This is a genomic window from Virgibacillus salinus (assembly GCF_900102415.1).
Taxonomy (GTDB): domain Bacteria; phylum Bacillota; class Bacilli; order Bacillales; family Amphibacillaceae; genus Lentibacillus; species Lentibacillus subterraneus.
In genome coordinates, this window is sequence record NZ_FNKD01000001.1 from 1381930 (window position 1) to 1406889 (window position 24960).

Annotated in this window: 24 protein-coding genes; 12 read left to right on the forward strand and 12 right to left on the reverse strand. The window is 37.2% G+C overall.

What is annotated here, in order from left to right:
• The first annotated feature begins 73 nt into the window (after window positions 1–73).
• Window positions 74–1294 carry an NAD(P)/FAD-dependent oxidoreductase gene (locus BLS02_RS06535; protein WP_092492137.1) on the forward strand — a complete coding sequence of 407 codons (1221 nt, stop codon included), beginning with the start codon at window positions 74–76 and terminating at the stop codon, window positions 1292–1294.
• 174 nt (window positions 1295–1468) lie between these two features.
• On the forward strand, window positions 1469–1780 hold the full coding sequence (locus BLS02_RS06540; protein ID WP_092492138.1) for a YuiB family protein: 312 nt from the start codon (window positions 1469–1471) through the stop codon (window positions 1778–1780).
• Between the two features lie 129 nt (window positions 1781–1909).
• On the opposite strand, the gene BLS02_RS06545 is transcribed toward BLS02_RS06540, so the two are convergent.
• The 3 genes from BLS02_RS06545 to BLS02_RS06555 are packed head-to-tail and all read right to left on the reverse strand — an operon-like array spanning window position 1910 to window position 5242.
• Window positions 1910–3112, reverse strand: coding sequence for a hypothetical protein (locus BLS02_RS06545; RefSeq protein ID WP_092492139.1), 1203 nt, complete (start codon window positions 3110–3112; stop codon window positions 1910–1912).
• Window positions 3105–4292, reverse strand: a complete 1188-nt coding sequence (locus BLS02_RS06550) for a DUF58 domain-containing protein (RefSeq protein WP_092492140.1) — start codon at window positions 4290–4292, stop codon at window positions 3105–3107. The genes BLS02_RS06545 and BLS02_RS06550 overlap by 8 nt, the downstream gene beginning before the upstream one ends.
• Window positions 4292–5242, reverse strand: coding sequence for an AAA family ATPase (locus tag BLS02_RS06555; protein ID WP_092492141.1), 951 nt, complete (start codon window positions 5240–5242; stop codon window positions 4292–4294). Before BLS02_RS06555 ends, BLS02_RS06550 begins: the two co-directional genes overlap by 1 nt.
• A 270-nt stretch (window positions 5243–5512) precedes the next feature.
• On the opposite strand from BLS02_RS06555, the gene BLS02_RS06560 reads away from it, so the two are divergent.
• Window positions 5513–6211 (forward strand): 3D domain-containing protein, encoded by a 699-nt coding sequence (locus BLS02_RS06560; RefSeq protein ID WP_281243659.1) that lies wholly within the window; start codon window positions 5513–5515, stop codon window positions 6209–6211.
• A 530-nt stretch (window positions 6212–6741) separates the two neighbouring features.
• Here the strand turns inward: BLS02_RS06560 and BLS02_RS06565 are convergent.
• From BLS02_RS06565 to deoD, 3 genes are all read right to left on the reverse strand, one after another.
• On the reverse strand, window positions 6742–7215 hold the full coding sequence (locus BLS02_RS06565) for a divergent PAP2 family protein (RefSeq protein ID WP_092492142.1): 474 nt from the start codon (window positions 7213–7215) through the stop codon (window positions 6742–6744).
• 163 nt (window positions 7216–7378) lie between these two features.
• On the reverse strand, window positions 7379–7975 hold the full coding sequence (locus tag BLS02_RS06570) for a biotin transporter BioY (RefSeq protein ID WP_092492143.1): 597 nt from the start codon (window positions 7973–7975) through the stop codon (window positions 7379–7381).
• A gap of 120 nt (window positions 7976–8095) precedes the next feature.
• Window positions 8096–8806 carry a purine-nucleoside phosphorylase gene (deoD, locus tag BLS02_RS06575; protein WP_092492144.1) on the reverse strand — a complete coding sequence of 237 codons (711 nt, stop codon included), beginning with the start codon at window positions 8804–8806 and terminating at the stop codon, window positions 8096–8098.
• Between the two features lie 200 nt (window positions 8807–9006).
• Here deoD and BLS02_RS06580 point away from each other — a divergent pair, with 200 nt between their 5' ends.
• The 3 genes from BLS02_RS06580 (at window position 9007) to BLS02_RS06590 (ending at window position 11098) form a co-directional block, all read left to right on the forward strand.
• Complete coding sequence (locus BLS02_RS06580; RefSeq protein ID WP_092492145.1) at window positions 9007–9270, forward strand: phosphocarrier protein HPr; 264 nt, start codon at window positions 9007–9009, stop codon at window positions 9268–9270.
• Between the two features lie 154 nt (window positions 9271–9424).
• Complete coding sequence (locus BLS02_RS06585) at window positions 9425–9913, forward strand: cation:proton antiporter regulatory subunit (RefSeq protein ID WP_092492146.1); 489 nt, start codon at window positions 9425–9427, stop codon at window positions 9911–9913.
• A 6-nt stretch (window positions 9914–9919) separates the two neighbouring features.
• A complete protein-coding gene (locus BLS02_RS06590; RefSeq protein ID WP_092492147.1) occupies window positions 9920–11098 on the forward strand; it encodes a cation:proton antiporter in 1179 nt (392 codons plus the stop codon).
• A gap of 35 nt (window positions 11099–11133) precedes the next feature.
• Here BLS02_RS06590 and BLS02_RS06595 read toward each other — a convergent pair whose 3' ends face one another.
• Complete coding sequence (locus BLS02_RS06595) at window positions 11134–11529, reverse strand: kinase-associated lipoprotein KapB (RefSeq protein ID WP_092492148.1); 396 nt, start codon at window positions 11527–11529, stop codon at window positions 11134–11136.
• 122 nt (window positions 11530–11651) lie between these two features.
• On the opposite strand from BLS02_RS06595, the gene BLS02_RS06600 reads away from it, so the two are divergent.
• Together BLS02_RS06600 and BLS02_RS06605 are read left to right on the forward strand one after the other, a co-directional pair.
• Window positions 11652–11831 carry a hypothetical protein gene (locus BLS02_RS06600; protein WP_092492149.1) on the forward strand — a complete coding sequence of 60 codons (180 nt, stop codon included), beginning with the start codon at window positions 11652–11654 and terminating at the stop codon, window positions 11829–11831.
• Between the two features lie 81 nt (window positions 11832–11912).
• Window positions 11913–12482 carry a superoxide dismutase family protein gene (locus BLS02_RS06605; RefSeq protein ID WP_092492150.1) on the forward strand — a complete coding sequence of 190 codons (570 nt, stop codon included), beginning with the start codon at window positions 11913–11915 and terminating at the stop codon, window positions 12480–12482.
• A gap of 72 nt (window positions 12483–12554) precedes the next feature.
• Here BLS02_RS06605 and BLS02_RS06610 read toward each other — a convergent pair whose 3' ends face one another.
• Complete coding sequence (locus BLS02_RS06610) at window positions 12555–13724, reverse strand: MalY/PatB family protein (RefSeq protein ID WP_092492151.1); 1170 nt, start codon at window positions 13722–13724, stop codon at window positions 12555–12557.
• Between the two features lie 463 nt (window positions 13725–14187).
• Complete coding sequence (locus BLS02_RS06615) at window positions 14188–15534, reverse strand: glucose-6-phosphate isomerase (RefSeq protein WP_092492152.1); 1347 nt, start codon at window positions 15532–15534, stop codon at window positions 14188–14190.
• Between the two features lie 133 nt (window positions 15535–15667).
• Between BLS02_RS06615 and BLS02_RS06620 the strand changes: the two genes are divergently transcribed.
• Complete coding sequence (locus BLS02_RS06620) at window positions 15668–15907, forward strand: DUF378 domain-containing protein (protein WP_092492153.1); 240 nt, start codon at window positions 15668–15670, stop codon at window positions 15905–15907.
• A gap of 73 nt (window positions 15908–15980) precedes the next feature.
• Here BLS02_RS06620 and yugI read toward each other — a convergent pair whose 3' ends face one another.
• A complete protein-coding gene (yugI, locus tag BLS02_RS06625; protein WP_092492154.1) occupies window positions 15981–16361 on the reverse strand; it encodes a S1 domain-containing post-transcriptional regulator GSP13 in 381 nt (126 codons plus the stop codon).
• 108 nt (window positions 16362–16469) lie between these two features.
• On the opposite strand from yugI, the gene BLS02_RS06630 reads away from it, so the two are divergent.
• A complete protein-coding gene (locus BLS02_RS06630) occupies window positions 16470–16880 on the forward strand; it encodes a YugN-like family protein (RefSeq protein ID WP_092492155.1) in 411 nt (136 codons plus the stop codon).
• On the opposite strand, the gene BLS02_RS06635 is transcribed toward BLS02_RS06630, so the two are convergent.
• Both BLS02_RS06635 and BLS02_RS06640 read right to left on the reverse strand, forming a co-directional pair.
• Window positions 16866–17864 carry a potassium channel family protein gene (locus BLS02_RS06635; protein WP_092492156.1) on the reverse strand — a complete coding sequence of 333 codons (999 nt, stop codon included), beginning with the start codon at window positions 17862–17864 and terminating at the stop codon, window positions 16866–16868. The genes BLS02_RS06630 and BLS02_RS06635 overlap by 15 nt on opposite strands.
• A gap of 109 nt (window positions 17865–17973) precedes the next feature.
• Window positions 17974–18528 carry a thioredoxin family protein gene (locus tag BLS02_RS06640; protein WP_092492157.1) on the reverse strand — a complete coding sequence of 185 codons (555 nt, stop codon included), beginning with the start codon at window positions 18526–18528 and terminating at the stop codon, window positions 17974–17976.
• Between the two features lie 128 nt (window positions 18529–18656).
• Between BLS02_RS06640 and BLS02_RS06645 the strand changes: the two genes are divergently transcribed.
• On the forward strand, window positions 18657–19715 hold the full coding sequence (locus BLS02_RS06645) for a M20/M25/M40 family metallo-hydrolase (protein ID WP_092492158.1): 1059 nt from the start codon (window positions 18657–18659) through the stop codon (window positions 19713–19715).
• A gap of 638 nt (window positions 19716–20353) precedes the next feature.
• Window positions 20354–24649 (forward strand): S8 family peptidase, encoded by a 4296-nt coding sequence (locus tag BLS02_RS06650; protein WP_092492252.1) that lies wholly within the window; start codon window positions 20354–20356, stop codon window positions 24647–24649.
• Window positions 24650–24960 lie beyond the last annotated feature (311 nt).

Sequence of the window (24960 nt, forward strand, 5' to 3'; positions counted from 1 at the left end):
AAGTTTTCTAATGTCTATTTACGTGAAATAAGTCACATACGTATCGAAATAATTCAAATGGAAGTGATGAGAGATGAACAAGCCAAATATCGTCATATTAGGTGCAGGTTATGGGGGAATGATGACTACTGTAAAATTGCAGAAGTCACTAAATATTAATGAAGCTACTATTACGCTTGTAAATAAAAATGACTATCATTACCAATCAACTTGGTTGCATGAAAACGCAGCTGGAACTTTGCATCATGATCGTACACGAATTCCGGTTAAAGATGTTGTTAATATGAGTAAAGTCAATTTTATAGAAGATACAGTTGTTTCTATTAAGCCTGATGAAAAAAAAGTGAAATTGGAAAATAGTGTGTTAGATTATGATATTCTGGTGCTTGGTCTTGGTTTTGAAGCAGCAACTTTCGGAATTCCAGGACTAGAAGAACATGCATTTACGATTGGAAACATAAACAGTGCCCGACTAATAAAAGAACATATTGAGTATAATTTCGCAATGTATCATAATGAAAAAGAAAAGAATCAAGGCCGTCTCAATATTGTTGTTGGAGGTGGGGGATTTACAGGGATTGAATTTGTTGGTGAATTAGCAAACCGTATTCCAGAGCTTTGTAATGAATACGATATAGACAAAGCACTTGTACGCGTCATTAATGTAGAAGGATCACCATCTGTATTACCAGGGTTTGATCCACAGCTTGTAGAATATGCTATGAACTCCTTGGAGTCACGAGGTGTTGAATTTATCACTGGTGCAATGTTAAAAGAATGTAAGCCAGACAGTATTGTTTACCAGAAGGATGATAAACTCGAAGAAATCCCGACCCAGACTACAGTTTGGGCTGCCGGAGTTCGTGCTAATTCAATTGTTGAAGCTTCAGGGTTTCAGACAAATCGTGGAAAAGCAGAAGTACGTCCGGATATGCGTGCACCAGATTATGATGATGTATTTGTTATTGGTGATTGTGCACTAATTATGAACGAAGAAACTGGAAGGCCATATCCTCCAACAGCACAAATAGCAATTCAGGAATCTGGAATTGTTGCACATAATGTAAAGTCCTTAGTTCAAGGAAAAGATGAACTAGAAGCTTTTGAGCCGAAAATTCTTGGGACAGTAGCTTCACTTGGTCATACGGATGCTATTGGAGTTGTGCTAAACCAGCGCAAAATATTCGGCTGGAGTGCAACCGTTATGAAAAAAGTCATTGATAACCGTTATCTCTTAAAATTGGGAGGGCCAGGGTTATTAATAAGAAAAGGAAAATTTAATATATTTTACTAGATTAGAAGAACAAATGAAAAACTTGGCTTATCGCAAAGCAGTAGTTGCACTTATGCAGTAGGAAAGTATCTATACTTTTCTACTGCCAAGCAAAGGCAAATGTGATGCCTTTGCTTTTCTGCTTGTTTGTTATAAAATAGTTTTTGTATGGAAAGTGTGAAGGGAGATACAACAGTGATACAGTTTGTAGTTTCTATATTATTGTTCTTTGTGATATTTTTTGGACTGGCCTTTATTTTAAATATGTTGTTAAGACGAACTTGGTTAATGGCACTTATTTATCCGGTTATTGTTTTGATGATAGTTGATGATATGTCATCACTTGAATATTTTAAAGATCCAGGTGGCTCTTTTTCAATAGCATTTTCTAAATTAATGGATATAACAGCTGCTGATATTAGTATTCTGGGAGCTGGTTTTCTGGGGACAATCGTATCAGGAATTGTTATTCGATTTTTACGTAAGAGTGGCTATCAAATGTTTTAGTGTATAGTAAAAAAAGCGTTAACCCTATATCTTCAATGGGTTAACGCTTTTTTTATCAGTTAGAAGAATATTTCTACACTAGTGCAACTAAGGCTTATCTATACTAAGGAGTGGCGATAAGCCAAGTTTTCAAATCTTGCTCATTAATTCATCCAGTAGGTGAATAAATCTCTCTTTTTCTTTATGAGTTAGATTCTTATCTCCATATCTGATCTTTTGATATAAATCAAGATAAGAAGGATTTATATGCAGACGGGAAAACCATTCCTCAATTGTTTCCGAAGGCTGTCTCCCCAATCCATTCGTATATGCTCTCTGTTCAAGCTTGAGTACTTTTCTTCTCAAAGGATTTACTGTTTTCCAGGATGAGAAGTACTTCCGTAAGCCATTGTTACTATCGGGGGAGGACATAAGCGGAGTAACGATTGAGATGCTGCTCTGCTTTCCATCAGGGACATTTTCTTGAACAACTTTTTTCCTGAAAAGAAAAATTGCGATAAGAATAAGTAAGGCTAGTGCAATTATAATAGTCCACCAATTAATAATCTCCATCCCGCCATCGTAGGAACTGTCAGTATTAGCCATTTCGTCCAATTCATCCATATTTTCTTTGAAACTGCTTGTCGCTTGATCAAAGGTTTTTTCATCCACAAGATTGAGCAAAAATCGAAAGTCAAGACCTAAAAAGTTCGCCATATTAACAATACCGAACACGATATATTGGAACAAGAAACCAACGCCTGACAAAATAAAGCTGATAAGCCCTTTGGTTAATGGATAAAGGCCATAAGTAATTATACCTCCAGCTAAAAGGAGTATTCCGAAGGTGCTAAACGTTAAAATTGTCTTTAGTTTACTATGTTTTTCCATATTGTTCATCAGCTTCAGCCAATACCCACAAAGAATAATAATGAATTGTAAAATACCAAACCATATAAGGTTGGGATGATTAATAAACATGAATTCAAGAAAAAACATAACGAACGTTAAAGTTAGGATTGTGAACTGATTGTCGGATGGACCATTCCTTTCAGTATGAGCATATCGCCAAGTAATAAATCCTAGCCAAAGTGCTATTGTAAGCATTGGATAACTAAAAATATAATTCATGAACGAAAAAGCTAATGCTATAACCGGTACATAAACTGCGTAGTTTTTTATCATCCGCAGGGAAATATCAAGTGAAATTAAAGTTAGCCCTGTAATAAGCAGATAGCTCCAAAATGGATATGGGTCTTGGGTAAAAGTGAAAATAGGAATTAGTATAAAGTAAAACATTATTGATTCCGAAAATAATTGCATGAACTTGACTATACGATTGTTATTATCCATACATATCATTTCCTTTTGTAACTGGAATAATATGAGAATCATTAACTTGGAATAGGTGATTACCTTGGCTGATTAGCTTATTAATATAGTAGTTATTCGATTCATCATTTTCTCCAATCATTATTATCAGCCGCGATTTTGTTTGGGACTGGTGCAGACGATACAAAATATTTTTTACTGGAATTATCAAACTTCCATTACCAACACGAGTCAGCAGTTCCAAAATTTTCTTCAAGTGTCGGATGTCATGATCCTCAGGTAAATGAACAAGACTATCACTGTTCAGATAGATTTCTACTTCATGACCGTCTTTTATAATATTACGGGTTATGTACGCTGCTTCAGATAAGATCTTTTCCAGTTTTGGACTTGTGTATAAATTACCCAACGAACTTCTTTCGGATATGTTAATTATAATCGTCCAGGCGATGTAACGGTTTCGTTCGTATATTTTTGTTTGCAGCTTTTGTGTCTTGGCACTTGCTTTCCAATGAATTCGCTGAAACGGATCAGAAGTTACATAATCTCTTGTTCCCAAAGGCTGCAGGACGTCTTCATATGGAGAATGAATTGTAACACTCGTACCAGGGTTTTGGTTCCGTATTTCTCGCAGCTTACTTACTTCTTGTAATTCAGGAAAGACAATCAGTTCATTAAAATTCTTTCCTATAGGATATAGCATCAATTGTTCAAAACTTAGCAGGTGGGAAAATGTAAAATTGAATTCTTTAAGACGACCAACACCGCGCTTTACAGTCTTAAATGGGATTGTTAATGATACTTCACTTTTCCCAGGGAGTGAAACAGGGATTTGGTAATAATTTAAGCCCCTCCAGGTTGTTTGCAAATAATCCTCATTCAAAACGTGATCTTTCATTTTAAAGGATATATATCCATTTAAATAAGGGAGCAGTGAGTTATTTTTTATCTTAATTGATAGGTTTAATGTTTCACTGGGAAATGCCTTCTTGAATTGCTCGGGAATCTCCAGAGTTAAATTTTTCCCAATCTGACGATTATATAAATGCAATCCAAGATAATAAATAGCGATTATACCAACCAACAAAAATACGAGAGGTCTATCAAGGTATAGACTGACGATTGTCAGCAAAAGGAGAAATGCTAATGTTAGTTGGTGGTAAACCTCGTTTTCTGTTGTTTTTACTATTTTCCATTGCATTATCTTGTTGTCCTCGCTTCAACAGGTACCTCAATAGACTGAATTAATTCTCGCACGACTTCTGTTTTTTCATTACGTATTGCACCTTCCATGGATAGTATAATACGATGTTCGAAAACATATCTTGCAATAGATTTGATATCCTGAGGGGTGACAAAATCACGACCGTCTATAAATGCGCGAGCTTGTCCGGCACGCATTAAAGCTAATGCAGCTCGTGAACTGACACCAAGTTCAATATCCTTATGCTCCCTAGTTTTATGGACGAGTTGCAATAAGTAATCCATTACAACATTTGAAACATCAACATGTCGTACTTCTTGCTGTAATAAAATAATCTCATCTATTGACAGAATTGACGTGACTTCTTCTATTGGGTCACTTAGGCGTTGATTTGATAAAATTTCCTTTTCTTGTTCAAACGTTGGATAATCCAGAGTAATTTTCAATGAAAAGCGATCAAGTTGAGCTTCAGGTAATGGGAATGTTCCATGATTGGACTCAATGGGATTCTGAGTAGCAATAACAAAAAAAGGTGAAGGGATTTTTATTGTTGTACCATCGATTGTCGTTTGGTGCTCCTCCATGACTTCAAGCAAGCTTGATTGTGTTCTAGGTGTTGCTCGGTTGATTTCGTCAGCCAATAAAATGTTTGTTTTGACAGGACCTGTTAACAATTCAAACTCCTGTGTTTTTGGATTGAAGAATCTGATCCCCGTTACATCACTAGGTAGCACGTCAGGTGTAAACTGAATACGGTTGAATTCGCCGTCAAAGATTTTAGCGAATGCTTTTGCTAATTTAGTTTTACCCGATCCTGGAATACTTTCGAGTATGACATGTCCATTACTCAAGAGTGCTGTAAACAGTAAATCTATAACGTCTTCTTGTCCTAAAATTACATGGTTAATCGTTTCTTTTGCCAGTGTGAGTTTGTGGTAAGCTTCCAAATATGATGCTCCTTTTCATTTAGCTAATAATCTTACAATTTATTTTATCACACATAATACACTCAATGGGAGTTCTAAAAAAAATGCTTTCTACTTTTTTGAATATTTAATAGAATTCATTATTTTTCATTAGTTTATGTGTATAATAACTTGTTTTTTGGTAACACTGTCAAGATAGGTAGCTATTTGAGGATGCAGTTTGCTGAGGTAGGGTATATCGTGCCTAAAACTGTTATATTAAATTAGCATGCTACCAGAAAGGTGTTATTAGTGACTAAAACTAAAATTTTTCGCAGAACTAGTATGTTTCTATTATTCCTGGGAGCGTTTTTTGTAACATTATCGTCTATTTCAAATATCACAATCACAGATGTACATGCGTGGGTTGCAGATGGAGCTGAAGTTTCTTATAAAGATGCAAATGGTACAGCCAAAAATAGGCAGACTGCATTAAAAGAGAAGAAACTAAATGTTGCTAAACAGCAGAAAAGATATATTTCAAGCGAGCAAGTAGAAGGCCCAAAAACACTGAAAGAATATAGTGAGGAATTCATTGAAAAGCAGTTTCCTAGTAGTACTGTTGTAGCAACTGGTTATACTGCTGGTGTAGAATCAACTGGGAAGACTCCTGATCATCCGCAATATGGAGTAACGTATTCTGGTGTAACCGTTAAACGAGACTTATACTCTACTATTGCTGCTGATTTAAGTGTTTATCCGATTGGTACTGTTATGTTTATCCCAGGTTATGGATATGGTGTTGTTGCTGATAAAGGTGGAGCCATTAACGGAAATAAAATCGATCTTTATTATGAAACAGTGGAAGATGTATATTCAGAGTGGGGTAAAAAGCAAGTAGAGGTATACATCATTGAACGTGGCGATGGTAAGTTAACAGAAAAAGAATTGAACAAATTAAATGAAAATGAAGCATTACAGGTATTCAGGAATCAAATAACCAAAAGTTAAAATCAAAAAAGAAGTTTCCCCTTTATAAAGTGGTTCAGTTACGGTATACAAAAACGCAATTTGTACTCTTAATTGAACTGCTTTTTTATATGAATTTACTATCGTCTTTATATGTATTGATGGCGTAATCGCTCCTTTCTGAAACCTCATACGCCACGCTAGGCATGGAAAGCATTCAATCTACATAACGATTGCAATAACTCTTTATTTCACTATGACTTTATGAAGCAAATTGCTCGGCAAACTAATGCTCTATTGTGGACGTTTATTAAAATAGGCCCAAGCACTGAATCTTAAGAATTAGTTGATATAAATGGTGACTTAATGCGGAAAAATACTTGAGTGCTATGACACCGCTCTGGAATAAACTTCGCGCACCTTAGGGCGGCTGTCGAGAGCCCGCTTGCATCGCACGCGGGCTCTCGCCGAAGCTTTTCCTCCCGCAGGAGTCTTCGTGTATTTCCTGCGCTGGGTTATGCTCACTTTATTCTAAAAATTAGCTGTGAGGGATAAAATTTTATAAAAAAGTCTTAATATAATTGATAAATTATAAATGCAATTGCGATCCCTGATAAGCCACCGAAAAACACTTCGATTGGCTGATGTCCCAGCAACTCTTTTAACTCCTTACGCTTTTCATAATCTTCCTTTTTACTCCAGTCCTTTGCCCCGTCCATAAAATATTGAAAGTCCTTAACTAGCTGATTTAAAACAATCGCTTGTTCTCCTGCTTGCCTGCGTACTCCTGAGGCATCGAACATAATAATAATACTGAAGACACATGCTATAGCAAACATAGTGGAGGGAACTCCTTCTGAAATTCCAACACCGGTGGTTAATGCTGCTACTGCTGCTGAGTGACTACTGGGCATACCACCATTGCTAAAGGCTAAACCAGGTTTGAATTCTTTTGTCACAAAGAAGCGAATAGGGACTTTTACCCCCTGTGCAAAAACAATTGCAGACAATGCTGCCCATAATGGAAAATTTGCAAAGAAACCCATGAATGTGTGAACATCCTCTCTGTTGCTTTAACTTTATTAGTCATGAATCGGTTGTGGTAAAGTTTTAAAGACTATAATTTGTAATTTTATCACATATGTAGAAACATTTCATTTAATTAAAAAGGATACTCCATAAGGAATATCCTTGCCAAACTTTCACGTATTATGTCCTTGCAACGGAAGTCCATCTTGATGGAACCCGCTTAGCCAAACTTACCATAAATACAGCAGATAAACATGCCAGAGCAGTGTCTTTTACGAGAAACGGAATCATACCAATCCATGCTACTGGATAAGAAATCTGTAGTTCAAGCCATGTATTCATTGCAACATACATATAGCTTACACCTATTCCATAATTAATTATTAATCCAACAAGAGCTGCTACCGTATACACTGGAATGGATGGTTTTCTGCTGAACTCTGCAATGAAACCTACAAAAAATGCTATGAATACAAATGAAATTATGAAACCACCAGTAGGGGAGACAAGCGCCATGGGGCCTGCAGACATCTTTGCAAAGACTGGTACTCCGGCCACACCAACCAAAATATATGTAATCATGGAGATACTGCCTAATTTTTTTCCGAGCATTAGTCCTGCAAGAATTGCAAAGAATGTTTGGAGTGATAATGGTACAGACGCGCCTCCAATTGGAACTGCTAGCATCGGAAACCACACCGATATGTTTGCTCCCACAGCCATTAGACATACGAATACTGCACCGAATGTTAGATCAATAGGACGTAAACTTTTCACTTCGATCGCTCCCTTCAATATAGATAATATAAAAATAGACTTCCATTGTCAACTATAATTTATATTGGTTAACATATAAAGTTAAAAAACAGCCTCTCATAATTGAAAGGCTGTGTTCAGTTATTCTTTTATCGCTGCATCAAGTGCTATTTCCATCATTTCATTAAATGTTGTTTGTCGCTCCTCTGAAGAAGTTTCCTCGCCAGTAAGTATGTGGTCAGAAACTGTCAGAACCGAAAGGGCTTGGCGATTAAACTTGGCGGCAAGTGTATATAATGCTGTTGTTTCCATTTCGATTGCGAGCACTTTATACTTAGCCAATAATTCATTTAACTCTTGTGCGTTGTCACGATAAAATGTATCGCTGGTAAATACATTTCCTACACGTAAATTCATGCCTTTATTAATACCTACATCATATGCATTCTTTAGTAAATCAAAATCAGCTAATGGTGCATAATCAATACCATTAAATATCATCCGATTCATTTGCGAATCAGTTGTTGCTCCCTGAGCTAGAATTACGTCCCGGACTTGAACATCTTTTTGAATGGCGCCACACGTACCTACTCGAATTAATTTTTGAACATCATAACTTTGGATTAATTCGTTTACGTAGATTGAGATGGATGGTACACCCATTCCTGTTCCTTGAACAGATATACGCTCACCCTTGTAAGTTCCTGTATATCCATACATTCCTCGCACATTATTATATTGTGTCACGTCTTCTAGGAACGTATCTGCAATAAACTTTGCTCGTAAGGGATCACCAGGTAATAAAATCTTATCAGCAATATCGCCTTTATTTGCTCCAATATGCACACTCATGTGAATGTTTCCTCCTATATTAGATAATGATACAAAAGTAACGTTATCATAATGGATATACAAAAACAAATAAGTGAAATAAATCGGTAATTATTGCTTTTTTGTTTCAATCGAGATAATAATTGTATATAATGTAATTAAGTATTTCATAAAATGGAGATACATAATAAAGGATATTATTGTTGGAAGGATGAGTTATAATGCAAGAACAATCATTTACAATTACAGCAGATACTGGTGTACATGCACGTCCAGCTACACTATTAGTAAATAAGGCTGGACAATATGAATCAGAGGTTGAAATTTCATATAATGAAAAAAGTGTTAACCTTAAATCGATTATGGGTGTTATGTCATTGGGAATTCCTAAAGGAGCAGAAGTGAAAATCTCTGCAACAGGAAGCGATGAAGACGAAGCAATTAAAGGTGTAACAGAAGTACTTAAAGAACATTTAGGTGAATAATTAATCGAGCTAGGGATTCTATTCTCTAGCTTTTTATTTTACACTGATGGAATATATGGAATTTTCAAAAATAAGTATAAGTGCAACTACAACTTTCGCCACTGAATCTGGCGATTAGCCACATAATTATAACAATTAAGAAGAGGTGACTTAAATGAACATTTCTGTTTCCCAGCTTCCTGGAATTGGTCAAAAAATTTCAATGAAGACTGCAGAAGATGACATGCTGGTAATTATTGTCCACCATACAGGTAAAAGAGAGCTATATTTCTTTGATGACGCTGATAGTGATGAAGCAGATTTTGCTATGGATCTTACACCGGATGAAACGAGAGAAATTGCTGCTCAATTACTTGGTGCAACCTATCAGCCTGTTGGTATTGATAAGATGCGTATGTTTAAACGCCAGATTATTATTGATTATATAACTTTAGAAGAGGCATCCTCACTTGCACATAAGACAATTGAAGAATCAGATGTTCGTAATAAAAGTGGTGCAACTATAATTGGAATTGTTCATGGTGATGATGTTACTGCGATACCTGAAGCAGACACAACATTAATACCAGGGGATATCTTGATGTCGGTTGGAAAAGAAGATCAGATTTCCACCTTATCAAAGCTATGTAAGGGTGAGGAATGATGAGTTTTGTTCACTGATCTTCCAACACTATTAGGTGCCGGGATAGTATTACTCGGTATATTTGTATTAGGGTTTATCGGATTCAGAATAAGGTTTCCTAACGTAATATTGTATATTTTATTAGGTGTTTCGTTCGCTGGATTTTTGGAAGGAAATGAAATATTACATTTCTCCAGTGAAATTGCCATCGTTTTATTGTTCTTTGTACTTGGGTTGGAATTCAGTACAAAACGATTAGGCGGAATAGCTAAGAAAATATGGAGTTCAGGTCTTTTGGATGTAATTCTAAGCCTTGGTGTATCTACTGTAATTGCATTTGGCTTTGGCATGGACTGGTTCACAGCATTTCTCATTGGTGGTATTACATATGCGACAAGTTCATCGATCACAGCGAAACTGCTTGATGATAAGGGTAGGATGGCAAACTCAGAGACGGAGTATATTTTAGGTATATTAATTTTTGAAGACTTAGTAGCGCCAATAGTAGTCGCCATTTTAATCGCAATGAGTTCAGGAGACGCTTTTGGTGGTCTGGATTTTGCAATACTGTTAGGGAAAATTGTTGGTTTGTCACTTGTAGCAATTATCTTAGGAAAAACGTTATTCAAGCATTTTGAAAAGTTTCTGCAGCGTATCGATGATGAAGATTTCAAATTTGCTTTATTAGTGGGGATCGCAGTTTCCTATGGTGGATTGGCATTATATTTGGGTCTATCCGAAGTGCTGGGTGCATTCTTAGCCGGTGTTATGCTAGCCGAAATTGGTAAAATTGATCGTATTGAAGGTACGGTATCCCCAATTAAGAATCTTGTATTACCAACATTCTTTGTCTATTTTGGAACAACAGTTGATTTAGGTCAAGGCGTTCCAATGCCAGTACTGCTAATTGTGCTGATTATATGGTCAATTGTAGCTAAAATAACAGTCGGGATTGTTGGCGGAAAGTTATATGGTTTGTCAAAGCGTGTAGCATTACGCGCGGGCTTATCCCTGTGTGCAAGAGGAGAATTTTCAGTTGTTATTGCAGGAGTTGCTGTTGGATCGATTAAAATTTTCAGCGGTGTTTATATCGTAATAACAGCATTTTTAGGGATGGTTCTGTTTAATTATGCTCCCAAAATAACAAGGAAAATTTATGGGCAACCAGAGAAGAAAAAGAAAAACCTGAAAGTCCCTACTGCGTAATAAAAACAGTCTCACAATAGTTGTGAGACTGCCTGCTATTTATAATAGCTTTTGGTATAATATTTTTCTTCCAATCCTTTTATCCATTCCAGTGCCTTTTGATTGAACTCTGAATCTTTTAAGGCAAGCTTTTGCTTTTGATTATCAATTGCTTCATGTAATGATTGATTGTAATCAGGTACTTCTCCTTCAAATGGATGTACAGCTGATTTAACTACATTCATTTTTTCATAATGCGCCAGAGCCTTTCGCTCATGAAAAAATACGCCATCCACTTGACCAGGATTATGAAGGTCGCCTTGCATTGGATGTTTCTCAACTGCAAGAACTTTAATTAAAAATCGTTTGCCACGATCTTCCATTACTTCTCCTATGTATTTTCCTGAATTATAATTAGCACGTACTGTATCTCCAACAGTAATTGTTGTCATTTTACTAGCCTCCCTTTACTCTATTGTGCCAAAATATTAGTCGCTTGAGCAATCATTAAGGTTTTTTCTATTTAGCTGGGTATTTAAAAGTGATATACTATAATTTAAGGATGTGAGCAGCAATGATGGAATTTTTATATTTTCCAGAAGATAAAACTGAATATATTCCTGCTATTATACAGCTAGTCATTTTTATGATTGGTGCGGCAGTGGTTATGTACTTTTTCTACAAAGTGTCTAAAAAAGAAGAGAAAAAGTTTAATGAACAATATCAGGAAAAGTCTTTCGACGATAAAGAGTAACGAGCTTATTAAAATAGGCTCGTTTAATTTTTGCTTAATTGCAGATACTTTTAGTAAAGCGTCTGTAAAGGAGTAGCGTTCATGAGGGTTTTCATCATAGTATTATTACTTATTCTAGCTTCATGTCAATCAAATGAAGAAACGGTAAGAACCGTTGACATGTACAACGCATCTGGGGATATGATCGGTACAGCAAAGTTATTGGAAAGGCCTGAGGGTGTACAAGTAAAACTTAAGCTTGAGGGGTTAGCGCCTGGGTATCATGGAATTCACGTACATGAGTATCCTAAATGTGAGGGACCTGAATTTATTAGTGCTGGAAACCACCTCAATCCAGATGGGAAAGAGCACGGATTAATGCATCCAGAAGGATCTCATTTAGGTGATTTACCAAATATTGAAGCAGATTCTGGTGGGCTTGTTAAAGCTGAATTAATGCTTGCTGGTGCAACAATTATGGAAGGGAAAAAATCTATTCTTAAAGGCGAAGGGACATCCTTAATTATTCATGAAGGGCAGGATGATGGGGTAAGTCAGCCTGGTGGAAATTCCGGTGCAAGGATAGCATGTGGCAAAATATTAAAAGAGCCCAATGAGACAAAAGAGGCTCCGACAGACCCTACTAAGTTTAATGAAAAGCAAGAGGAATAAAAGTTTATTAGTGTTTTTGGCTAATTGTAATAAAAAATTACTCTCTCAACATTAGTCGAGAGAGCAATTTTTTTATAATTTATACACTGCATTTATTATCCGTTTAACTCCTTCTTCCAACGTTTCTCTAGGACATGCGATGTTCATGCGCATGAATGGTTTTCCTTCTTCGCCATAATCAGTACCTGTATTAAGTCCAACTTTGGCATTTTCAATCATGAATTTCTTTAGTTGTTCGCTGTCCATTTTCATGGCACTGCAATCAATCCAAAGTAAATAAGTACCTTCTGAACGGATGACTTTAAGAACATCGGTATTTTCCTCAAACTGTTTTGTTACATATTCCTGATGTTCCTTTAGTACAGTCCTTAGTTCATCTAGCCATTCTTCACCATGTAAGTAAGCAGCCTCCATTGCTGTATTACCCATTGTATTTAGCATATGATGCCCTTGACTGTTCAACTGTTTGTTTAGTGTATCTCTCTTTTCCTTATCTGTAGTGATAACATACGATGCTTGCAGTCCGGCAAGATTAAACGTCTTTGATGGAGACATGCAAGTAATTGTTTGGTCGGCGATTTCATCAGAAAGTGATGCTATCGGAATATGCCTCTCGTTCGGGTAAATGAGATCCCCATGGATTTCATCTGATAAAATTAATACATCATATTTCAGGCAAAGTCGTGCCATTTCCTGTAACTCTTCTTTTGTCCAAACACGACCTACAGGATTATGTGGGGAGCATAAAACAAATGCCTTAACCCCTTGCTTTAATTTATTTTCAAAGTCATCGAAATCAATATGGTAATAATTATCTTTCTGTCGAAGTGGGTTTTTAACAACTTCTCTGTTATGTGTCTCTATTACACTGTAAAATGGTGTGTATACAGGTGTTTGGATCAAAACCTTATCATTTGGCTCAGTAAATGCCTGAATCGCCATATGCAAGCTTGTTACGACACCCGGGCTGAATGAAAGCCAGTCTGAGTGGATTTCCCAATCATGTCGCTTCGTAACCCAGTTTATGATTGAGTCTTTCACATCGTCGTCAATAATGGTGTATCCGTAAATACCGTGATCAGCACGATCTTTTAATGCATCGTTTACAGCTTGTGGGGCTTGGAAATCCATATCAGCTACCCACATTGGCAGGACATCTTCTGTCTGGAATACAGGCTTCAGCATATCCCATTTTACTGAACGTGTATTTTTACGGTCGTGAACTTTTTCAAATATTCCCATTGTAAAACCTCCTACTAATCAATAACTCAATTATATCGGATTAAACACAAAAAAAAAGCAAAGCGCTTATACGCCTTGCTTACAGGGGGAATACGAGAAAGTCTTACATTTTTAGTATTACCCCCTGCATAGAAATATAAACATAAAATGACAAAAAAACTTTAATTTTTTCCAATGAATGAAATATATAACATTATTTGTTTCATTTCATAATTACGAGGCAGGGAGGAAGAAGGCAAATGGAAGAATCAACAGAAGAGAGTGCTGAATCGCCAGAAGAAGGTGCTGAATCACCAGAAGAGGGAACGGAATCACCAGAAGAAGGTGCAGAATCGACAGAAGAGTGAGCAAATTCCCGTCTATTCAGCAATAACACATGTGAAACAAAGAAAGAGCATTAAATTGCTCAGCAATTCAACGCTCTATCCTACTGTTTGTCCCCAAAACATTACAGCCTAACTAGTTACAATCGTTTCTCTAATTTAGTTTTCTCTTCCTCATATCCTGGTTTGCCAAGTAGTGCGAACATATTTTTCTTATAAGCCTCTACACCAGGCTGATCAAACGGATTAACCCCTAACAGATAACCACTAATTGCACATGCTTTCTCGAAAAAGTAAACCATGTAACCGAATGTGTATGCATCAAGTTCTGGTAACTCAATAATAAGGTTGGGGACATTCCCGTCAGTATGTGCCAGTAATGTTCCTTGAAATGCTTTCTCATTGATGTCGTGAATTGTGTTACCAGCAAGATAATTAAGCCCATCCGAATTTGCTTCATCTGATTCCAGTGTTATATCTTGTTTGGACTTATTGACATGTAAGACTGTCTCGAAAAGGTCACGTCTTCCGTCCTGGATGTATTGTCCCATCGAGTGAAGGTCTGTCGTAAAGTTGGCTGATGCTGGAAAAATACCTTTTTGATCTTTACCTTCACTTTCACCAAACAATTGTTTCCACCATTCAGAAACATATTGGAGGTGTGGTTCATAATTGACAAGCATTTCAACTGTTTTACCTTTATTATATAGTACATTTCGGACTGCGGCGTACTGATATGCTGGGTTTTCCGCGAGTGATGGCTCTGCTAAATCGCTCATGGATGCTTGTGCACCTTGCATCATTTCGTCAATCGATACGCCACTAACTGCGATAGGTAACAATCCAACTGCAGTTAGAACAGAATAACGGCCCCCAACATCATCTGGAATAACAAAAGATTCGTAGCCTTCTTCATCGGCAACTGTTTTTAATGCGCCTTTCGCTTTATCAGTTGTTGCATAAATTCGCTTTTTGGCTGCATCTTGACCGTATTTTTCCTCTAGAAATTGTTTAAAAATCCGAAATGCGATAGCAGGTTCAGTTGTCGTTCCACTTTTAGAAATGATATTAATCGATACATCTTTGCCTTCAAGTAAATCGAATAACTCCGCCATATAAGTTGAACTCATATGGTGGCCAACAAAAATAACCTGGGGTGCCTGCCGTTTATCCTCAGATAGAAGGTTTTGAAAGGAATGGTTAAGCATTTCAATCGCTGCACGTGCACCAAGATACGATCCACCAATCCCGATGACAAGTAATATATCAGTGTCTTGTTTTATTTGGTCTGCTGCTGACTTAATTCGGGAAAATTCCTCTTTGTCATATGTTTCAGGTAAATCAGTCCACCCTAAAAAGTCATTTCCTGGTCCAGTTTTATTATGTAATGCGTTGTGAGCTGACGTTACATACTCTTGCAAATAATTAATTTCGTTTTGACTGAAGAAATCTAGTGCTTTACTGTATGAAAAATTAATATGTGTCATGTTTTCCTCCTTCAATAAGCTTTCATTTTTTACTTTACCGAAGTGATATTGTGAAATCAAGAATGAGCTTGTATATATTTTAATAAAAGTGAAAAACTAGTGAATAGTACATCAGTAAAGGAGGTTTGTTGAAATGAGTGGTATACAACGAGCATGTTTAGCATTAACAATAATTGGTGCAATAAATTGGGGACTTATCGGATTATTTCAATTTGACTTAGTCGCTGCAGTTTTTGGTGGTGGTGAACAGAGTGGAGCATTTGCACGAGTTATTTATACTTTAGTTGGCATAAGTGGTCTGGTAACATTGTCATTATTATTCAAACCAGATGAAGCTTTTGCTGATCGCCCAGAACCACGTACAGATACTTAAAACAAAAAAGAGGCATTTCCAAGTATTGTTGACTATGTCAAAACATACTTGAGAAAGCCTCTTTTTTCAATCATTATTTTTTATTATAAGATCCTTCTGACTGTTCAATCCATTCTTCCAGTTTATCTTTTAATGTATTGAATCCAGCGTTATCGTTATCTTGTTGCTTTGGTGCTTGATTCTTTTGAGGCTTTGGACGGTTCTTAGGTGGTTCTTCTGTAGCACGAATAGATAACGAAAATTTATTATTTTCTTCATCTACATTCAAAACTTTCACTTTTACTTCGTCCCCGGTTGTTAAATGATCATTAATATCTTTAACATACCCATGTGTTACCTCAGAAATATGCACTAACCCTTGGATTTCTTCGTCTAATGCAACAAATGCACCATATGGCTGAATTCCTGTAACTTTTCCTTCTAATATCTGACCAGTCTCAAACTTGTCTGACATGCTGAACAACTCCTATACTCTATTCGATTCTTTTCACACAATAAAATATTTTAGCATAAATTTCGATTCCAAGCAAAAAATAATAGAAATTTACTGAGGAGTGAGCAAATGGTTCCGATAAATTCAGAAGTTGAAAATAAAATATATCCATTGTATGTTTTGGAAGAACGATTAAAGCCTGAGGGGTTTGTGATTGGTTCAAACTGGGACTATGATAAAGGGTATTTTGATATGAAAATTGACGATGATGGTATTTATTATTTTTTAAGGATACCATTCTATGCTGTGGCGGGATCTCTTGATTATCCTGGTGTAACAGTGCGAGTTGATCAGCCATTTTTACTCGCACATCAGTATCAACGAGGGTTTGATGAAGAAGGAGCTGGCGGGGCGTTACGTGGTGCATTTGACCAGTTCCAGACGCCAGTAAACGCGGATGCCGATGTACCTGATGACTATGTTGCAACTGGAAAAGAAATCATGAAAAAGGTAGAGCGACTTCTCTTACCAGGAAGTTAATGTCAGAAGGATATCCCCTTTATTTAATGTCGTATCTTTTGGAGGGTTGATCACCCAATCGTCATCGCGTATAAAACCAAACAAAAGCTCTTTTTTGTCCAAGTAAAAAACTATTCCATTTTTAAATGTGGAATTTTCCAGTTGTTCCGGAAGGGCTAAGTGTGAAAATTGCTGGTTGTTTAAGACATTCAGTACTGTTTCAAATGGTCTTGTGTTTTTAAGGTGATAAAGCTCATGATAAAATAAAGTACTCATGAAATCGTTTGACCTGATAATAGTGTTCGCTCCAGCACGAATTGCGTTTTCAATTTGTGAAATAGAGAGAACTTCTGCGTTAATTGATACATGTTGATTATTTCCACGAATTGCAACTATTGCCAAAATAGTTGTAATGTCAGCCTGGCGTTCTTTTTTCGTGATGTCGGCAGTTAAAATAACTGACTTGGCCTCCTGAATATTAGCTTGTATTAATGTTGAATCTTCACTTGGATCCCCGTGGATAAAGTGAATAGGATAATGCTGATATGGAAGATGATCAAGAGTTCTGTCAATCAGGACAATTTCCTCTTTAGAATCCTTCGTCTCGATCATATTTACTAGTTGTCTAGTTCGTTCATTCCACCCAACTATTACAATGTGATCTTCACCTTTAAATTTTACTTTTCCTTTTGATAAATCCTGCTCATGCTGAATGGTTCCAGCTGATAAAGTCATTATGTAAAATGTAAGAAGCCCACCACCAGAAAGAATAAGCAGTATTGCAATAACTTTTCCAAGAGCTGTTAATGGTACAAAATCACCGTAACCAACCGTCGCTCCTGTAATAAAAGCCCACCAAATTCCATCAAATACAGATGGGAAAGCAGACGGTTCAACAAGGTGAATAATAACCCCAAAAAAAGTCATTACCACAAATATAGATATTAGAAGCCTAACAATAACAGGTAGTCTGAAATAGATATGTTTAAAGTATTCAATACTCATTATATATTGCACCTTAATCCATTAATTATTTTACATACTAGTATGGGCAAAGGTATTAATATTATATACACGATAAAAAAACTCACCGATAGGAGGTGAGTTTTACAGGTTAGACTTGTTCTAACTTGTGTTTAAGGCTTGTATATACATCCTGCCAAATATCTTTATTGTCACGGAATGACTTGGTCATAAACAGATACATTTCTTTTGATTTCTCCTCATAATCATCTGCTTCTTTCGGTGGAAGATTATCACGTGCATCATCCAAATATTGCTGAATTGCTTTAGACCTAGGTCCCCATTTTGCAACTTCATTGCCAGTTTCATCAATAAAAATAAAGATAGGAATAGAACGCGCTTTTCCATTTGTTAAGTATTGATCCATTAACTCCAGATTATCATCTCGTAAAAGCATTTTCACTGGAATATTAGCCTGTTCTGCAATACGAATTAAGATTGGGATATTTAACATAGCATCGCCACACCAGTCCTCCGTCAATACAATTACACGGATGTTCATTTCAGCCAGTTTTTGGAAGAATTTTGTGTCTGCTGGCGGTGTGAAATGATCATAAATATGTAATAAATTTTGTTTATTTTTTTCCATTGACTCAATATATGTATCTGGTGTCATACCTTTTTCATACCAATGATTTAAATTCATTGACGTTACACTCCTTTGTCTGTCTCTTATAAAAGTGTACCCAATATTTCCTATAGCGTAAACAAAAGTGCTCTTATACATGTTTTTTTGTTATGATTGGTGTGAAAGACTTTAAGGAGGTAGTTTAAATGGAACAAGCAAACAGGGATTTTTTGTTGGAGTTATTACATACGCCATCCCCATCAAGTAATGAGATGGCAATACAAAAAAAGTGGATTAATTATGTAAAAGAATTTGCGGATGAGATTAGAACTGATAACGCTGGAAATGCTATTGGAGTAATTAATCCAAATGCTTCATTTAAAGTTTTGCTTGCAGGTCATTGCGATGAAATAGCATTAGTCATTAATCGAATTGACGAAGATGGATTTCTACATTTTGATAAAATGGGCGGGATAAACCCAAAGGCCGCTGTTGGAATGAAGGTTACTGTACTTGGATTCAACGAAGAAGTAACAGGCGTTATTGGTGTTAATGCACAGCACCATGGTGGATTAAAAGATGACTTTAGCTTAGAGGATCTGTTTATTGATTGTGGTTATAAAACGAAAAATGAAGCTGCAAAATTTGTTCAGATTGGTGATTTGGCTGTCTATAAAACAGAGCCGGAAATATTGATGGATCGTTACGTGGCCGGACGTGGATTGGATAACCGTACTGGTTCATTCATTGTTGCTGAAGTATTAAAGCGACTTTCAGAAAGAGGGTGCAGTGTGGGTGTATATGCAGCAAGCACTGTAAATGAGGAGACAAACATGGGTGGTGCTTATTTTGCCGCTGCCGGTGTTGAACCTACAATGGCTATTGCTTGTGATGTAACATTCTCGACTGATTATCCTGGTGTCAATAAAAATAAGCATGGAGACATAACTCTTGACGGTGGTCCAGTATTTGCAAAAGGTGCACCAATCAATATTAAAATTAATAGATTGCTTGAAAAAACAGCCAGAAAATTAAATATGGCAGTGCAATACGAGTTGACACCACGTATGACTGGGACAGATGCAGACAGAATGCGTTTGACAGGTCCTGGTGTGCCTGTCTCATTAGTATCGTTACCATTACGTTACATGCATTCACCTGTGGAAACTTCAAGTTTAAGAGACATTGATGAAGAAATAGAATTGCTTGTAACGATGATTGCTGATCTTACTGGTGAAGAAAGCCTTAATCCACTGGAAGACTAAAATTGTAGTTGGTTATTAAATCTCAATCCATTATTATGGGTTGGGATTTTTTTGCAGTTAAGAAAGTATTGTATTCTAAATCATAGGCCGAAAGTAACTGTTTGTACTTACTAGGAAAGTGACTTTGTATTCAGATGGGATTAATATTAGCAATATACTATGAATAAAGTAATGCTTATATGACACTCAGGTGAAGATATCTTGTCAAATCCTTAGTAATCTAGGTTAATTTACGCATTTATTTTTACAGAATTAGGAAATATTTCCATCGACTTAATATCTCTATACACGCAAGGGTTGTCCAGGGTACTTTTTTGAAATAAATAATCATTAAAATATAGTTCTTTTATCTAACAAAAATTCATCGAACATGGTACTTAGTAATCAAATCCTAATTTCATGATATTTGCCGACAAAATATGACAGATTTTTCATAATTATTACAGTACAGTTACAATAACAACAAAAGAATTACAAAACAGCTCCACTACAGCTGAGACCTGCACTAAATTTTTTTAGTAAAGGAGGCGAGGGGGAGTTTTTTTGTTTTATTACGGTATAAAAAATCAGGAGGAGGAATTAAATTGCTAAGCAAAAAGCGTCAAACAAGAGCTTTTAGTATTGCGGCAGCCCTATTAATGGTGTTTTCGTTGGTAGTTCCCGGAATGTCTTATGCAAAGACGAATGGTAACATACATCATTCGGCAAAAGATACGCAAACTGCTGCAAAAGCAAAGGTCAATAATCGTTTATTAGATCAATTTAAGAATGATGAAAAAGTGACGTTTTTAATTAAGTTTAATGAAAAAGCAGACACGAAGAAAATTGCTAAAGAAGCAAGAAAAAGTGCTGAATCTGCAAATATGACAGCAAAAAAAGCTGAATTTGTACAACGTTCTGCTGTAGTATCTGAATTAAAATCTACCTCTCTTGAATCACAGTCAAAAGTAAAGCAATATCTTCAGCAGGAAGCAGATAAGGGAAATGCTGAAAATATTAGGTCGTATTATATAGTTAACGGGATGGCTGTTACAGCTACGAAAGAAGTAGCGAAAAAGGTAGCTAGCTTTGCTGAAGTTGATAAAATATTACCGAATGAAACCCGTGAACTGTTAACACCGGTTACAAAAGAAGCAAAAAATGCTCCACAGTCTGAAACTGCTAATATAGAGTGGAATGTTGAGCGTGTTGGAGCTCCTCAGGTTTGGGACATGGGGATTGATGGTTCTGGAACAGTTGTAGCAAGTATTGATACAGGTGTTCAGTGGGATCATCCTGCTCTTAAGGAAAAATATCGCGGCTATGATGCAGCTACTGGTGAAGTTGATCATAACTTTAACTGGTTCGATGCTACAGCAGGGCAATCAGAACCATTCGATGATCAAGGACATGGTACACACACAATTGGAACAATGGTTGGTGGTGAACCAGATGGATCTAACCAAGTTGGAGTTGCACCTGGAGCACAGTTTATTTCTGTTAAAGCATTCACTGCAGCAGGTGGAACAGATGCTGACTTATTAGCTGCCGCAGAGTGGATCTTAGCACCAACAGATTCAGAAGGAAATGCCCGTGTTGATATGGCGCCAGATGTTGTTAATAACTCATGGGGCGGTGGACCAGGACTTGATGAATGGTACCGCGATGTTGTTATAAATTGGCGTGCAGCGGAAATCTTCCCTGAATTTTCTGCTGGTAACACTACTTTATTTAACCCGGGTGGGCCAGGATCAATTGCAACACCAGCAAACTATCCTGAATCATTCGCAACAGGGGCAACAGATATCGATGATAATTTAGCTAGTTTTTCATTAGAAGGACCTTCACCATATGATGAGATTAAACCAGATATTTCAGCTCCTGGAGTTAACATCCGTTCATCCGTTCCAGGTGGCCAATATGAAGGTGGCTGGAATGGAACATCAATGTCAGGTCCTGCAGTATCAGCTGTAGCAGCGCTGTTACGTCAAGTAGATAGCAGTATTACAGTTGATGAAATGGAACAAATTCTAATGGATACTGCAATCCCATTAACGGATGATGTATATCCTGAATCCCCGAATAATGGATTTGGTCATGGTTTGGTAAATGCGTATGATGCAGTATCAGCATTACAGAATGGAATCGGTACAATCGAAGGTCAAGTGACCAAACCAGGTGAAGATAATGAAGCACCTACATTCGATCACACTGCACCAGCAGAAACTTACGCTGGCATGGACCTTGATTTGAATGTACAAGTTAGTGATAATATCAGCGTTGCATCGGTTGAATTAGATTACCTGGATACAAATGGAGAATGGCAAACTGTCGAAGCCGGACGTGTTTCTGGTGATTATAAAGAAGGCGAATTTGTAGCCACCATTCCAGGTGGACAAATTGCTGAGGATTCACTGACTTATCAATGGACAATAAACGACTTTGGTGAAAATGAAGTTGTCAGTGAAGAATATTATATTGAAGTGAAACCAGGAATTTCTATAGGTTACTCAGAAGACTTTGAAGCTAATCCTATAGGCTGGACATCTTTTGGTGAAATGAACAGCTGGGAATGGGGAGCACCAACCTCTGGACCTGGAAACGCAGCATCAGGAGAAAATGTATATGCAACAAACCTTGATGGTGAATATGAAAACAATATGAACGCAACGCTTGTAATGCCGCCAGTTGATTTACCAGAAGGAAATGCATATTTGCAATTTAATCAATGGCACAATTTAGAGATGTATGCTTCAGGAACAGCTTACGATTTCGGTCATATCTTTGTCTCGACTGATCAAGAAGAGTGGACACAGCTGTTGGAAGTAAAGGGTGAAACAGATGGCTGGAAAAGTACTGAAGTTGATTTATCAGAATATAGCGGCCAACGAGTTTATCTTGGATTTAATGTTACAACAGATGGCAGTGTAACAAGAGAAGGCTGGTATATTGATGATGTAGCATTATCTGATACGTCACAAAGCAGTGAAGCATCTTTAGGGAAAAAAGGAAACAATAACGGAGTTCGGGGTAATAATGGCCTAGGAGTAATCAAAGCAGATGAAAAAGCTGGAATGAAAGAAAAGGTAAATCCAGCTAAAATTAAGCCAGATTTACCAAAAGATAATCCTCCTGCCGAAGAGGACATAATTAATCCTAACTTATTACCGATGAGCGCGCAAGTAAGTGTATTGGAAAGCGGTCGTTCGGTAATGACTGATCCAGCAACTGGTGAATATTCCTTAAGCCATGCAGCAGGAACTTTTACGTTGAAAGCTGAATCATATGGATTTGAGTCTGAGGAACAATCTGTAACACTTGAAGCGGATGGAACGGCACAAGCTGATTTCACGCTTGATGAAATTCCTCAAGCGACAGTGAGTGGGACAATTACTGATGAAGCAACAGGTGCCCCAATTGAAGGCGCTACTATGTTATTGGTAGAGGATGCTAACGTTACACCTGTTGAGACTGATGAAAATGGTAATTACTCTATCACAGGATATGAAGGAACCTACACGTTAAAAGTAATGGCAAGAGACTATTATAGTCAGGAAGTGGAAGTAAACCTTGACGAAGATGTTGAACAAGACATCGCTCTTGAACCATTTTATACGTATCCTGGTGGAGAAATCGGTTATGACGATGGTACTGCCGAGAATGCTCGTGCATTTTATGATGCCGGTAATGGGTGGGCAGTAAAAATGTCTTTACCTGAAGAAAAAGATTCAGCTGTAGTAACAGATGGTGTTTTCCAATTCCATGGTACTGATTGGCCAACACCAGGTGGTACGGAATTTGCGGTTGAAGTATGGGATTCATCTGGTCCCGATGGAACACCTGGAGAAAAGATTGCAGGTCCAGTTGATGCTGAAGCAATAAGAGATTTAAATGAATGGACTGTAGTTGATTTACGTGAGCATAACATTATTGTTGAAGACGATTTCTATATGGTTTATATCCAAAAAGATCCAAATCCAAACGCACCTGGATTGGCTACAGATGAAAACGGAACGAACGCAGAACGAAGTTATCAGTATGTAGCTGGAGCTTGGTCACCATCTCCTGCTTCTGAAGGTAACTATATGATTCGTTCACGAGTAAGCTATGAAGTAAATGATCCAGTTATTACTTCACCTAGCGAAGATTCAATCACAAGTGAACCAGACATGACGGTTGAGGGGACTGCATCTCCTACAACTACGGTTCAATTGTTAAATAATGGAGAAGAAATTGGGACTGCTGAAATTGGTGAAGATGGTCAGTTTGCCATTCCAACTGAACTTTCAGAAGGCGAAAATGAATTTAAAGCATTGTCCATGATGAATGGTGGTGTAGCAGGTGAATCTGAGACTGTTACAGTAACCCTGGATACAATGAGTCCTGAATTAACCATTGATAGCCCAGAAGATGGGGATAAAACCAATCGTGAAACAGTTACTGTTGAAGGTACAGTTTCCGATGCTAATCTTGACTTTGTTGATGTGAATGGTCGAGAAGCGACTGTTGCCGACGATGGTACGTATTCAAAACGAATTCTGCTTGATAACGGCGAAAACCAGATTGAAGTAATCGCCCAGGACCTTGCAGGAAACGTTCAGACAGAGACTATAACGATTGATGTAGACTTTGTTGCACCAACGGTTGAAAACCTGACGCCTACCGAGGATAAAAACCTGGAAGCAGGCGAGAGTGTGCGAATCGAGTTTGATAGTGAGCCTGGCCAAAGAGCTACATTCTTTATCCATATGCCACTTACAAATGCGGTTGCACAAGTATCTAATGCAACGGAACTTCCGATGATGGAGATGTCTGATGGACATTATGTCGGCTATTATACAGCGACTAATAATGTTGTTGCAGAGGGTGCTGTTATCGAAGTGAAAGTTGTTGATGACTTCGGTAATGAATCACGTAAAACAGCTGAAGGAAAATTATTTATCAATGTTGAATGATAAATAGGCTGTAAAGGAGAAGGTTGCCTCTTTGGTCGTAAGTTTTTGCTTACGATCTCTGGGGCAATTTTTTTGCGGGTTAAGAGTTTGGGACATAACTAGAACTTTCCACTTTAAAAGATGAATAATAACAGGATAGGATGTTTAGAACACGTTCATTATCAATGGTTGGATCTAATACGTAGTTGATAGAAACTGCGACACAGTGAAAATTTTCTTTTGCACCACTCCGGTACCAATGCAACATCTGCACAAGCTAGCACTTTCGCAGTCTTACTAGTCATGGGCTCACTCATCAGGGTTATAAGAAC

What these genes read in the sequence shown, in the direction of transcription:
- BLS02_RS06595 (WP_092492148.1), bottom strand. Translation starts at nt 11,529, where the DNA reads ATGACAACAATTACTGTTGGAGATACAGTACGTGCTAATTATAATTCA.
- BLS02_RS06645 (WP_092492158.1), top strand. Translation starts at nt 18,657, where the DNA reads ATGGAACAAGCAAACAGGGATTTTTTGTTGGAGTTATTACATACGCCA.
- BLS02_RS06580 (WP_092492145.1), top strand. Translation starts at nt 9,007, where the DNA reads ATGCAAGAACAATCATTTACAATTACAGCAGATACTGGTGTACATGCA.
- BLS02_RS06600 (WP_092492149.1), top strand. Translation starts at nt 11,652, where the DNA reads ATGATGGAATTTTTATATTTTCCAGAAGATAAAACTGAATATATTCCT.
- deoD (WP_092492144.1), bottom strand. Translation starts at nt 8,806, where the DNA reads ATGAGTGTGCATATTGGAGCAAATAAAGGCGATATTGCTGATAAGATT.
- BLS02_RS06535 (WP_092492137.1), top strand. Translation starts at nt 74, where the DNA reads ATGAACAAGCCAAATATCGTCATATTAGGTGCAGGTTATGGGGGAATG.
- BLS02_RS06650 (WP_092492252.1), top strand. Translation starts at nt 20,354, where the DNA reads ATGGTGTTTTCGTTGGTAGTTCCCGGAATGTCTTATGCAAAGACGAAT.
- BLS02_RS06610 (WP_092492151.1), bottom strand. Translation starts at nt 13,724, where the DNA reads ATGGGAATATTTGAAAAAGTTCACGACCGTAAAAATACACGTTCAGTA.
- yugI (WP_092492154.1), bottom strand. Translation starts at nt 16,361, where the DNA reads ATGTCAGACAAGTTTGAGACTGGTCAGATATTAGAAGGAAAAGTTACA.
- BLS02_RS06605 (WP_092492150.1), top strand. Translation starts at nt 11,913, where the DNA reads ATGAGGGTTTTCATCATAGTATTATTACTTATTCTAGCTTCATGTCAA.
- BLS02_RS06565 (WP_092492142.1), bottom strand. Translation starts at nt 7,215, where the DNA reads ATGGGTTTCTTTGCAAATTTTCCATTATGGGCAGCATTGTCTGCAATT.
- BLS02_RS06615 (WP_092492152.1), bottom strand. Translation starts at nt 15,534, where the DNA reads ATGACACATATTAATTTTTCATACAGTAAAGCACTAGATTTCTTCAGT.
- BLS02_RS06620 (WP_092492153.1), top strand. Translation starts at nt 15,668, where the DNA reads ATGAGTGGTATACAACGAGCATGTTTAGCATTAACAATAATTGGTGCA.
- BLS02_RS06585 (WP_092492146.1), top strand. Translation starts at nt 9,425, where the DNA reads ATGAACATTTCTGTTTCCCAGCTTCCTGGAATTGGTCAAAAAATTTCA.
- BLS02_RS06635 (WP_092492156.1), bottom strand. Translation starts at nt 17,864, where the DNA reads ATGAGTATTGAATACTTTAAACATATCTATTTCAGACTACCTGTTATT.
- BLS02_RS06640 (WP_092492157.1), bottom strand. Translation starts at nt 18,528, where the DNA reads ATGAATTTAAATCATTGGTATGAAAAAGGTATGACACCAGATACATAT.
- BLS02_RS06545 (WP_092492139.1), bottom strand. Translation starts at nt 3,112, where the DNA reads ATGGATAATAACAATCGTATAGTCAAGTTCATGCAATTATTTTCGGAA.
- BLS02_RS06630 (WP_092492155.1), top strand. Translation starts at nt 16,470, where the DNA reads ATGGTTCCGATAAATTCAGAAGTTGAAAATAAAATATATCCATTGTAT.
- BLS02_RS06550 (WP_092492140.1), bottom strand. Translation starts at nt 4,292, where the DNA reads ATGCAATGGAAAATAGTAAAAACAACAGAAAACGAGGTTTACCACCAA.